The 10,928-nt window shown below is 72.3% G+C and carries 9 protein-coding genes; all 9 read left to right on the forward strand.

What is annotated here, in order from left to right; genetic code table 11:
- Positions 1-11: 11 nt before the first annotated feature.
- The 9 genes from OG242_RS09700 to OG242_RS09740 all read left to right on the forward strand — a co-directional run bounded on the left by OG242_RS09700 (position 12) and on the right by OG242_RS09740 (position 10,919).
- Positions 12-1,232, forward strand: a complete 1,221-nt coding sequence (locus OG242_RS09700) for an ROK family protein (protein ID WP_405897758.1) — start codon at positions 12-14, stop codon at positions 1,230-1,232.
- Between the two features lie 79 nt (positions 1,233-1,311).
- A complete protein-coding gene (locus tag OG242_RS09705; RefSeq protein WP_405897759.1) occupies positions 1,312-2,649 on the forward strand; it encodes an ABC transporter substrate-binding protein in 1,338 nt (445 codons plus the stop codon).
- A 10-nt stretch (positions 2,650-2,659) separates the two neighbouring features.
- A complete protein-coding gene (locus OG242_RS09710) occupies positions 2,660-3,601 on the forward strand; it encodes a carbohydrate ABC transporter permease (protein ID WP_405897760.1) in 942 nt (313 codons plus the stop codon).
- 1 nt (position 3,602) lies between these two features.
- Positions 3,603-4,505 carry a carbohydrate ABC transporter permease gene (locus OG242_RS09715; protein ID WP_405897761.1) on the forward strand — a complete coding sequence of 301 codons (903 nt, stop codon included), beginning with the start codon at positions 3,603-3,605 and terminating at the stop codon, positions 4,503-4,505.
- 3 nt (positions 4,506-4,508) lie between these two features.
- Complete coding sequence (locus OG242_RS09720; protein WP_405897762.1) at positions 4,509-5,774, forward strand: 6-phospho-beta-glucosidase; 1,266 nt, start codon at positions 4,509-4,511, stop codon at positions 5,772-5,774.
- Positions 5,765-6,739, forward strand: a complete 975-nt coding sequence (locus OG242_RS09725; RefSeq protein ID WP_405897763.1) for an N-acetylglucosamine kinase — start codon at positions 5,765-5,767, stop codon at positions 6,737-6,739. Before OG242_RS09720 ends, OG242_RS09725 begins: the two co-directional genes overlap by 10 nt.
- A 325-nt stretch (positions 6,740-7,064) precedes the next feature.
- Positions 7,065-8,465, forward strand: coding sequence for a hypothetical protein (locus tag OG242_RS09730; RefSeq protein ID WP_405897764.1), 1,401 nt, complete (start codon positions 7,065-7,067; stop codon positions 8,463-8,465).
- Between the two features lie 11 nt (positions 8,466-8,476).
- The gene (locus OG242_RS09735) at positions 8,477-9,520 is read left to right on the forward strand and encodes a glutamate ABC transporter substrate-binding protein (protein WP_405897765.1); all 1,044 of its coding nucleotides are present in this window, start codon (positions 8,477-8,479) and stop codon (positions 9,518-9,520) included.
- Positions 9,521-9,593: 73 nt separating this feature from the next.
- Positions 9,594-10,919, forward strand: a complete 1,326-nt coding sequence (locus OG242_RS09740) for a hypothetical protein (RefSeq protein WP_405897766.1) — start codon at positions 9,594-9,596, stop codon at positions 10,917-10,919.
- The last annotated feature ends 9 nt before the right edge of the window (positions 10,920-10,928 follow it).

Genomic DNA, 10,928 nt, shown 5'->3' on the forward strand with positions numbered 1-10,928 from the left:
GTGCAGTGCTCATGGCCGGAACCACGCCGGGCACCCCCAGCGTTCTGCGCGCCATGAACGACCGGGCCGCCCTGGATCTGCTCCTGGAGCACGGCCCCCTCTCGCGGACCCGGATCGGGAAGCTCACCGGGCTCTCCAAGCCCACCGCCTCCCAGCTGCTGGCCCGTCTCGAAGCCGCCGGGCTCGTCGTCGCCACCGGGACCGCGGCCGGCCGCCCCGGGCCGAACGCCCAGCTGTACGCGGTCAACGCCGCGGCCGCCCATGTCGCCGGGCTCGATGTGAACGCCCACCGGATCGTCGCCGCCGTCGCCGATGTGACCGGCGAGACGGTCGGGGAGTTCGAGCTGCGGACCCCCGGGCGGCGCGCCGACAGCGTGGTGCGCGAGGTGACGGAGGCGCTGGACGGGGCGGTCGCGGACGCCGGGCTGACCCGGGCGGATCTGCACCGCGTGGTCATCGGCACGCCGGGCGCCTTCGACCCGAACACCGGGCGGCTGCGCTACGCCTCGCACCTGCCCGGCTGGCACTCCCCCGCGCTGCTGGACGAGCTGGCGGCCGTGCTGCCGATGCCCGTCGAGTACGAGAACGACGTGAACCTGGTCGCGGTGGCCGAGCAGCGGCGCGGCGCGGCCCGGGGGCACGACGACTTCGTCCTGCTGTGGAACGAGGAGGGGCTCGGCGCCGCCCTGGTGATCAACGGCCGGCTGCACCGGGGCTTCACCGGGGGCGCCGGCGAGGTCGGCTTCCTGCCGGTGCCGGGGGCGCCGCTGGTCCGCCAGGTCACCAAGGCCAACGCGGGCGGCTTCCAGGAGCTGGCGGGCGCCCAGGTGCTCGCGCGGCTGGCCCGGGAGCTCGGCATCGAGGACGTGGTGCCCGGCTCCGGCACCCATCACGACATCGCCGCCGAGCTGGTGGGCCGGGCCGCCGAGGCCGTGGAGCAGGGTCAGGAGGGGCCGTACGCCGCGCTGCTCGACCGGTTCGCCACCGGCCTCGCGACCGGTCTCGCCTCCCTGGTCGCGGTCCTCGACCCGGAGATCGTCGTGCTCTCCGGTGCGCTGTTCTCGCGCGGCGGGGAGCAGCTGCGCGGCCGGGTCGCCGCCGAGCTGGCCGAACTCGCCGCGTCCAGGCCCCGGCTGCTCGCCGGGGACGTCACCCACCGGCCCGTACTGCGCGGCGCGCTGGAGAGCGCGCTCGCCACCACCCGCGACGAAGTGTTCGACACCTCGCGCTGACCCCTCGCGCCACCGCTTCCCCGTACACGTTCCGTCCTTCCGTCCTTCGCCGCCCACCGCTTCACCGGGAGACCTCACCATGTCCGGAAACCGCCGGAAGCCGGCCGCCGCACTCGCCGCGACCGCCGCGATAGCCCTGTTCGCCTCCGCCTGTACCGGGCAGAGCGGCTCCGGGGCCAACGACGACGCGTCCAAGGAGACGACCATCACCTTCTGGCACGGCTGGAGCGCGCCGGGCGAGGTGAAGGGCATCGAGGCGACGATCGCCGCCTTCGAGAAGGCCCACTCCAACATCCACGTGAAGGTCGTCGGCAACATGACCGACGACAAGATCAACCAGGCGCTGCGGGCCGGCGGTTCCAAGGCGCCGGACGTGGTCTCGTCGTTCACCACGAACAACGTGGGCAAGTTCTGCTCCTCGAAGGCGTTCGTGGACCTCAACCCGTTCCTGGAGAAGGACGGCATCGACCCCGAGACCACCTTCCCCAAGGCGATGAACGAGTACACCCAGTTCGACGGGGTGCGCTGCACGGTCCCGCTGCTGGGTGACGCGTACGGGCTGTACTACAACAAGGACGCGTTCGAGAAGGCCGGGATCGCGAACCCGCCGAAGACCTGGTCCGAGTTCGCGGCCGACGCGAAGAAGCTGACGAAGACCAAGGGCGACTCGTACGAGCAGCTGGGCTTCATGCCGACCTACCACGGCTACGAGGCGACCACCGAGCACTACCTCGGCGGCTGGAACCCCAGCTACTTCGACGCCGACGGCAAGTCGAACATCGCGAAGGACCCGGCGTTCGCCGCGATGCTCACCAACCAGAAGAAGCTGGTCGACTCGCTCGGCGGCTACACGAAGCTGGAGAAGTTCCGTGCCGGCTTCGGTGACGAGTGGGGCGCCAAGCACCCGTTCCACACCGGCCAGGTGGCGATGCAGCTGGACGGCGAGTGGCGGCTCGGCATGGCCGAGGACACCAAGCCGAAGTTCGAGATCGGCGTGGCCCCGATGCCCGTCGCCGACGACGAGGCCGACACGTACGGCAAGGGGTATCTGACCGGCACGATCGCGGGGATCGCGGCCACCTCCAGCAAGCAGAACGCGGCCTGGGAGCTGGTCAAGTTCATGACGACCGACACCGACGCGGTGGTGAACTTCGCCAACGCCATCCACAACGTGCCCTCCACGCTGGCCGCGCTGAAGTCGCCGAAGCTGAAGTACGACCCGCGCTTCAAGACCTTCCTGGACATCGCGGCCAACCCGAAGTCCACCACCACCCCGCCCTCGGTGAACGGCGGCGCGTACCTGACCTCGCTGCAGAACCTCGGCTACGACGTCGAGAAGGGCGAGCAGAAGGACATCAAGGCGGGCCTGGAGAAGACCGCGAAGGAAATCGACGCGGCGATCGCCCAGGCGAAGTAGAGCCGACACCATGAGCACGTACACACTCCGTTCGAAGCGCCGCAGGTCGGCGCTTCGGACGGCGGCCTTCATGTCGCCCTGGCTGATCGGGTTCTGCGTCTTCTTCGCCTACCCGCTGATCTCCACGGTCTACTTCTCCTTCACCAGCTACGACGGTTTCACCGCCCCCGAGTTCAGCGGCTTCAAGAACTGGTCGTTCGTCTTCAACGACTACCCCCTGTTCTGGCCGGCGCTGCGCAACACGCTGTGGCTGGTCGTCGTGATGGTGGCCTGCCGGGTGGTCTTCGGACTCGGTGTCGGGCTGCTGATCACCAAGATCAAGACAGGTACGGGCGTCTTCCGGACGCTGTTCTACCTGCCGTACCTGGCCCCGCCGGTCGCCGCCACGCTGGGCTTCGTCTTCCTGCTCAACCCCGGGACCGGGCCGGTCAACTCGATCCTCGGGGACCTGGGGATGGGGACGCCCGGCTGGTTCACCGACGCCACCTGGTCCAAGCCCGCGCTGACCGCGCTCGCGGTGTGGGGGGTGGGCGACCTGATGGTGATCTTCATGGCCGCGCTGCTCGACGTACCGAAGGAGCAGTACGAGGCGGCGGAGCTGGACGGGGCGACCGCGTACCACCGGTTCCGGTACGTCACGCTGCCGAACATCTCGCCGATCATCATGTTCGCCGTGGTCACCGGCATCATCCAGACGATGCAGTACTACACCCAGCCCCTGGTGGCCGGGAAGGTCGCGTCCGGTGTCATGGGCGGCTCGGGCCAGCAGTTCGAACCCGGCTATCCCGACAAGTCGACACTGACGCTTCCGCAGCTGGTCTACAACCTCGGTTTCCAGCGCTTCGACTACGGCTCCGCCTGTGTGGTCGCGCTCGTACTCTTCGTCCTCGCCATGGCGTTCACCGCACTGCTGATGCGGCGCCGCAGCGGACTGATCCAGGCAGGTGAGTGACATGGCGCAGGTTCTCGACCACCCGAAGGCCGCCGGACCGGTGAGTGACCCCGTCACCCCGGCCCAGCGCGTGGCGCGCCGCAAGGCGCTGCTGCACTGGATCGCCGTCCACTCGCTCGGCGTGGCCGCCGCGCTCTTCTTCGTGCTGCCGTTCGTCTTCCTCGTGCTCACCTCGCTGATGAGCGACCAGCAGGCCCTCACCCGGGACCTGTGGCCGCACCCCTTCGAGTGGGCCAACTACAAGCGGGTGTTCGACACCCCGGGCTTCCTGACCTGGTGGCGCAACACCCTGCTGTACGCGGGTCTGGGCACCGTCCTCACGGTGGTGTCCTCGCTGCCCGTGGCGTACGCGCTCGCCAAGTTCCGCTTCCGCGGCCGGCATCTGTCGCTGATGCTCGTCATCTCGATGATGATGCTGCCGCCGCAGGTCGTGGTCATCCCGATGTACCTGTTCTGGGCCAAGCAGCTGGACCTGTCCGGCACGCTGTGGCCGCTGATCATCCCGATGGCCTTCGGCGACGCGTTCTCCATCTTCCTGCTGCGGCAGTTCCTGCTGACCATCCCCGACGAGTACCTCGACGCGGCGAAGGTCGACGGCTGCGGCGAACTGCGCACCCTGCTGCGCGTGGTGGTGCCGATGGCCAAGCCGGGCATCGCCGCCGTCGCCCTCTTCCAGTTCTTCTACGCCTGGAACGACTACTTCGGCCCCCAGATCTACGCCTCCGAGAACCCCGGCGCCTGGACGCTGAGTTACGGACTGGAGTCCTTCAAGGGCGCACACCACACCGACTGGAACCTGACCATGGCCGCGACCGTTCTGGTCATGGCCCCTGTGATCGTCGTCTTCTTCTTCGCACAGAAGGCCTTTGTCGAGGGCGTCACACTGACCGGAGTAAAGGGCTGAACCATGAAGCTCGCTGTAGTGGGTGGCGGGTCCACCTACACCCCCGAACTGATCGACGGATTCGCCCGGCTGCGTGACACGCTGCCGGTCGAGGAGCTGGTCCTCGTCGACCCGGCCGCCGACCGGCTCGACCTCGTGGGCGGCCTCGCCCGGCGGATCTTCGCCAAGCAGGGCCACCCGGGCCGCATCGTCACCACCTCGGACGTCGACGCGGGCGTCGCCGGAGCGGACGCCGTCCTGCTCCAGCTGCGCGTCGGCGGCCAGGCCGCCCGCAACCAGGACGAGACCTGGCCGCTGGAGTGCGGCTGCGTCGGCCAGGAGACCACCGGGGCCGGCGGCCTCGCCAAGGCCCTGCGCACGGTCCCGGTCGTCCTGGACATCGCCGAGCGGGTCCGGCGCGCCAACCCGGACGCCTGGATCATCGACTTCACCAACCCGGTCGGCATCGTCACCCGCGCCCTCCTCCAGGCCGGCCACAAGGCCGTCGGCCTGTGCAACGTGGCGATCGGCTTCCAGCGCAAGTTCGCGGCGCTGCTCGACGTGGCCCCCGGCGAGGTGCACCTCGACCACGTCGGGCTGAACCACCTGACCTGGGAGCTGGGGGTGCGCCTCGGCGGCCCCCGGGGCGAGGACGTGCTGCCCCGGCTGATCGCCGAGCACGGCGACGCCATCGCGGACGACCTGCACATGCCGCGCGCGATCGTGGACCGGCTCGGCGTCGTCCCCTCGTACTACCTGCGGTACTTCTACGCGCACGACCAGGTCGTCCGCGAGCTCGGCACCAAGCCCTCCCGGGCCGCCGAGGTCGCCGCCATGGAGAAGGAGCTCCTGGCGATGTACGGCGACCCGGCGCTGGACGAGAAGCCCGCGCTGCTCGCCAAGCGCGGCGGCGCCTTCTACTCGGAGGCGGCCGTGGACCTGGCGGCGGCGCTCCTGGGCGGCGGCGGCTCGGCGCACCAGGTGGTCAACACGTACAACAACGGCACGCTGCCGTTCCTGCCGGACGACGCGGTCGTCGAGGTCCAGGCGAAGGTCGACCGCTCGGGCGCGACGCCGCTCGCCGTGCCCGCCCTGGACCCGCTGTACGCGGGGCTGATCGCCGACGTCACGGCGTACGAGGACCTCGCCCTCCGGGCCGCGCTGCACGGCGGCCGGGACCGGGTGTTCAAGGCGCTGCTCGCCCACCCCCTGATCGGCCAGTTCGAGTACGCCGAGGCGCTCACCGACAAGCTGATCGCGCACAACCGGGAGCACCTCGCGTGGGCGTGAACGGTTCGGTCCTCGCGATCGACGCGGGGAACAGCAAGACCGATGTGGCCCTCATCGGTGCGGACGGCTCGGTGCTGTCCACGGCCAGGGGCGGCGGGTTCCAGCCGCCGGTGGTCGGTGTGGAGACGGCCGTCGACGTGCTCGGCGCGGCGGTGGGGCGGGCGCTGTCCGAGGCCGGTACGGACGCGGGGCGGGTCGCCCACGTGTCCGCCTGCCTGGCCAACGCGGACCTGCCGGTCGAGGAGGAGCAGCTGACCGCGGCGCTGGCCGCACGCGGCTGGGGCCGCACGGTCGAGGTCCGCAACGACACCTTCGCGATCCTGCGGGCCGGGGTCGACGAGCCGCGCGGCGTGGCCGTGGTGTGCGGCGCGGGGATCAACTGCGTCGGCATGGTCCCGGACGGGCGCACCGCGCGGTTCCCCGCGATAGGCCGGATCTCCGGTGACTGGGGCGGCGGTTCGGGTCTGTCCGAGGAGGCGATGTGGTTCGCCGCGCGCGCCGAGGACGGCCGGGGCGAGCCGACCGAGCTGGCCCGGGCGCTGCCCGCGCACTTCGGGCTCGGCTCGATGTACGCGCTGATCGAGGCGCTGCACCTGGGCCGCATCGCGCCGGAGCGCCGGCACGAACTGGCCCCCGTGCTCTTCGCGACGGGCGCGGCGGGCGACCCGGTGGCCCGGGCCCTGGTGGACCGGCTGGCCGAGGAGGTCGTGGCGCTGGCGGCCGTCGCGCTGACCCGCCTCGGGCTGCTCGGCGAGGAGGCGCCGGTGCTGCTGGGCGGCAGCGTACTCGCGGCGCGCCACCCGCAGTTGGACGACCGGATCGCCGAACTCCTGGCCGCCCGGGCCCCGAAGGCCGTGGTGCGCGTGGTGCAGGAGTCGCCGGTGCTCGGCGCCGGGCTCCTGGGCCTGGACCACACGGGCGCGGCGCCGGACGTCCACGCGAGGCTGCGGGCGCAGTACGCCTGACCTCCGGCCCGTCAGGGGCGCCCCGTGGCCCGCGGGTTGCGGGGCGCCTTTCGCGTACGGGAACCGATCGGTCGCCCCGGACGTGTTGATGGTGGGGAGGACGGTCCGTCGGGGGATCGTGCCGTCCGCCCTTGATCAACGGCGCTTGTCTTGATCGAATGCCGTGTGACCGCGGCCGGTCCGGGCCGGCCGCTGCGTGGTCCGGTGCCCGATCCAGGCGTTCTGGATGTGTGTGCCGGTCCCTGCGGCCATACTTCTGGCCGGGCCACCGGTCCCCCGATCGGCCGGGGGGCGGGCCGCCGTCAGTGACCGAGGGGGAGGTCGAGTGACACACCCGCCGAGTGTGGGCCGGGCGCCGTACCGCGCACCGGAGCAGCCGCCTGCGCCGGCGGCCGTGCCCGTGCCGCCGCAGCCGAGCGCCCGCGCCGCCGCGATCGGGCGGCTGCGCGCCGCGGCGACCACCGAACCGGGCCGCCTCCAGATCATCGGGGCCGTCCTGGCGCTGCTGGTCCTCGCGTTCGGGGCGGTCACGGCGTTCGAGGTCAGCGGCCGGGCGGCCTCGGCCGACGACGTGGTGGAGCGCAGCCAGCCGCTCAGCGCGGACGCGGCGGGCATCTACCGCTCGCTGGCCGACGCGGACGCGGCGGCGGCGAGCGGCTTCCTGGCCGGTCCGCAGGAGCCGCGCGCGGTGCACGATCAGTATGTGAAGGACATCGAGGAGGCGTCCCGGCTGCTGGTGAAGGCCGCGGCCAACACGGACGCGGCGACGACGTCCGGCCGCGAGATCACCACGCTCAACGAGGGCCTCCCGCGCTACGCGGGCCTGATCGAGCGCGCCCGCGCCGCCAACCGGCAGGGGCTCCCGCTCGGCGGTGCCTATCTGCGGTACGCGAACCAGCAGATGTCGGGCGAGCTGCTGCCGGCCGCCGAGCGGCTGTACAAGGCGGAGACCGGCCGGCTCGACGGCGACCACCGCTCCGCGCGGGCCCGGCCGTGGTTCTCGCTGGGCGCCGGAGTCGTCGCACTGGCGGTCCTGGTGTGGGCGCAGCGGCGCAACCACCGCCGCACGAACCGGGTGTTCAACCACGGTCTGGTCGCCTCGACGGCCGCGGCGACGGTGCTGCTGCTGTGGCTGGCGGTCGGGCACACGGTGGCCAGGTCCGACCTGGCGGAGGCCGACTCGCACGGGCAGCGGTCCATGGACGTGCTCAACCGGGCGCGCATCGACTCGCTGAAGGCGCGCGCCGACGAGAACCTCACGGTGGTCGCCCGGGGTGCGGTGCTCACCGCGGACGGCAGGAACGACAAGTACGAGACGGACTACACCGCGGGCATGAAGGCGCTGGGCGAGGAGCTGGCCGCGGCGGCGAAGCTCGCCGACGACACCGGGGACACCGGGGGCGGCAAGCCGGTCGCCGCGGCGTCCAAGGCGGTCGCGGAGTGGCAGGAGCGCCACCGGACCGCCCGGAAGACCGACGACGCCGGTGACTACGAGTCGGCCCTGGAGCAGATCATCGGCCAGGAGAACTCCACGGGCGAGTCCTTCAAGAAGGTGGACGACGCCCTGCGCGACGCCCTGGCCCACGAGCAGGACGACTTCACCCGGGCCGCGCGCGACGGCCGCGGCGCCCTGGGCGGTCTGCCCGTCGGCGCGGCGGTGCTGGCCGTGCTCGGCGCGGTCGCGGCGATCGTCGGGATCAACCGCAGGCTCTCGGAGTTCCGGTGACAGGGGGAGCGATGACAGCGAAGAACCCGGGGACGGGCCGCGGACGACTGCGCCGGCTGCGCGGCTGGGGCGGCGTGACGGCGATGGCCGCGGCCTGCGCGGTGACGGCGTCGCTGACCCTGCTGCCGCTGTCCCACCAGGGCGACGACGTCTTCGGCCCCCAGGTGACGGGCCCGGGGTCGGCGCACGCGCTGCAGGCACGGGCCGACTCCTGCACGGACCCGGAGGCCAGCCTGCGGCCGGGCGAGGTGGACGGGGACGCGGTCCGGAAGATCAGGGAGCGCGGCAAGCTCATCGCCGGCGTCGACCAGAACAGCTTCCAGTGGGGCTTCCGCAATCCGGAGTCCGGGGACCTCGAAGGCTTCGACATCGACCTGGTGCGGGCCATCGCGCAGGACATCCTCGGCGACGGCGCCAAGGTGATCTTCCGGGCCATCCCGACCAACCAGCGCATCGCCGCGCTGGAGAACGACAAGGTCGACGTCGTCGTACGGACGATGACGATCAACTGCGCCCGGCTGAAGCAGGTCTCGTTCTCGACGGCCTACTTCCAGGCCGGGCAGCAGGTCCTCGCCGCGAAGGAGGACCACTCGATCACCGGCTTCAACTCCACGCTGGCCGGCAAGCGGGTCTGCACCGCCGAGGGCTCCACGGCGTACGAGGCGCTGGAGAAGGAGTCGTTCGGCTCGGTCTTCAAGGACAAGCACGACGGCACGGCGGCCGACGAGGACCGGCTCACCGTCCCCAACCAGCTGGACTGCCTGGTGCGGCTCCAGCTGGGCGAGGTCGACGCGGTCGTCACGGACAACGCACTGGCCGCGGGCCAGGCCGCGCAGGACCCGGCCGTCGAGCTCAAGGGCGACCCGTTCACCACCGAGTACTACGGCGTGGCCACGAAGAAGGGCGCGGACGACCTGGTGGCCCGGGTCAACAAGGTGCTGGTCGACTACCGGGCCGGAGGCGCGGACAGCCTCTGGATGAAGTCGTACCGCGAATGGCTGGAGGACGGCCTGCCGGGGATCAAGGCGCCGCCGGCGCCCAAGTACCGGGACTAGTCCGGCCCGAGCGCGGGTGGTGGTACTGATCCTGCGGGGCTCCGGCCCGGCGGGGAGAGCGGAGAGGTGATCGATGGGCGTCGCTGGCCCCTTCCCCAGCTACGCGGCCCGGCCCCCCGGTCCGGTCATGGACCGGGACGAGGCCGACCGTGCGCTGGCCCGGCTCGGCGCGGAGCACGAGGCGATCGAGACCTCGCTCCTCGCCCTCCAGGACCATGCGGGCCGCCGCCTCCTGGAGGGCGCGGAGCTGTCCGGTGTCACCCGTGAGCGATGGGCCGTCACCGAGCGGTCCGTCACGCTGCTGTGGAGCTACTTCGACGCGTACGCGGGTGTGCTGGACGAGGCGCGCAGGGTGCGGGCCCGGCGCCGCCACCCCAACCGGGAGGACCTGACGGTCCTGACCGAGCTGCTGCGCGGCCAGGGGGTCACCGTGGCGCACGCCGCCGCGGGCCACGACCCGTCGGTCTCCGGACCGGCCCGGCTCTCCGAGCGGTTCACGCTGGAGGAGCTGGTCTCCCGGATGAACGGGCTGTACGCGAACGCCCTGGACATGGTCGTCGCGTCGGACACCGTCTGGTCGGCGATGCCCGCCCGCATAGACCTCCTCGCCGCCGAACTGCGCCGCACGCACTCGCTGGCGCACTCGGTGGGCGTACGGCCCGGTGAGCACCCGGCGGGCGACGACCTGGAGGCGATCACCGAGGAACTGGCCACGCTGCGGGCGCAGGTGATCGCGGACCCGCTGGCGTTCTGGCTGCCGGGGCCGGGCAGCGCGGCGCCGGGCGGCGGGCGCCCGGACACGGCCCGCTACGACCGGGCGGCCCGGGCGCTGGACGAGGTGCGGCGCGAGGTCGAGGCGGTGCTCGCCGTGCGGCAGGACGCGGAGCAGCGGCTCGTGCACCTGCGGGACGTGCTCTCGCGGGCCGACCGCACGCTGGCCGAGGCGCGGGCGGCGCGCGGCGAGGTGCTGGCCAAGATCGCCGCGTCGGAGGTGCCCGTGGTCAACGGCCCGCCGACCGCGCTCCAGGAGCGGCTGGCCGCCGCGTCCGAGTACCGCAGGCACGCCCGCTGGCACCGCCTCTCGCCGCTCCTGGAGACCCTGGAGCGGGAGGCCGAGGAGGAGTTGCTGCGGGCCCGGGAGCAGCTGACGGCGGTCACCGCGCCGCTGGCCGTCCGGGCGGAGCTGCGCGGCCGGCTCGACGCGTACAAGGCGAAGGTGGCCCGCAACGGGCTGGCGGAGGACCCGGTCCTGATCGAGCGGTACGACGCGGCACGGCGGATGCTGTGGAGCGCCCCGTGCGATCTGCGGGTGGCGGCGCAGGCCGTGCAGCGCTACCAGGACGCGGTGCTGGAGCTGCTGGGCGGCCGGGGCCCGCAGGACCGCCGGGGGCATGTGTGAGACGGACCG

This window comes from Streptomyces sp. NBC_00727 (assembly GCF_045161745.1).
Classification (GTDB): domain Bacteria; phylum Actinomycetota; class Actinomycetes; order Streptomycetales; family Streptomycetaceae; genus Streptomyces.